The sequence below is a fragment of the Methylobacterium sp. CCH5-D2 genome (assembly GCF_001556475.1).
GTDB lineage: Bacteria > Pseudomonadota > Alphaproteobacteria > Rhizobiales > Beijerinckiaceae > Methylobacterium > Methylobacterium hispanicum.
Genome location: NZ_LSIX01000021.1, coordinates 1 through 529 on the forward strand (window position 1 = coordinate 1; position 529 = coordinate 529).

General features: G+C 77.9%; 1 protein-coding gene. It reads right to left on the reverse strand.

The annotated features are described in order from the left end of the window. Positions 1-529 (reverse strand): HAD family hydrolase (locus AX737_RS00465; RefSeq protein WP_156453438.1); only part of this gene is annotated, 529 nt, incomplete at both ends.

A 529-nucleotide genomic window follows, 5' to 3' on the forward strand; every position in this document is an offset into this window, starting at 1 on the left:
GGGCCGCGATCTCGGCGAGCTTGTCCTGGGGCAGGAGCTCGGCCTTCACGTCGAGGCCGAGCTCGGACGCGACCGCCCCGCCCGTGCGGCGGTTGTCGCCGGTCAGCATCACGCTGTGCACGCCGAGCTTCCGCAGGGCCGCGATGCCGGCGGCCGCGTCGGCGCGGGGCTCGTCCCGGACCGCGATGGCGCCCAGGGCCTCGGCGCCGCGGACGACGATGACCACCGTCTTGCCGCCGGCCTCCAGCTCCGCGACGGCGCGGTCCGCCTCGGGGCCGAGCCGCGCGCTCTCGGCGGCGTGGCGCGGGGAGGCGACGAGCACCGTCTGGCCCATCACCGTGGCCTGCACCGCCCTGCCGGGGATGGCGCGGGCGTCCCGCGTCGGCCGCAGCGGCACCCCGTCCGTGTTCGCCCGGTCGAGGATGGCCCGGGCGATGGGGTGGCTGCTTCCGCTCTCGACCGCGGCGGCCAACCCGAGAAGCGACCGCTCCGACGCGTCCGGGGCGAGGGCCAGGATGTCGGTGACCCG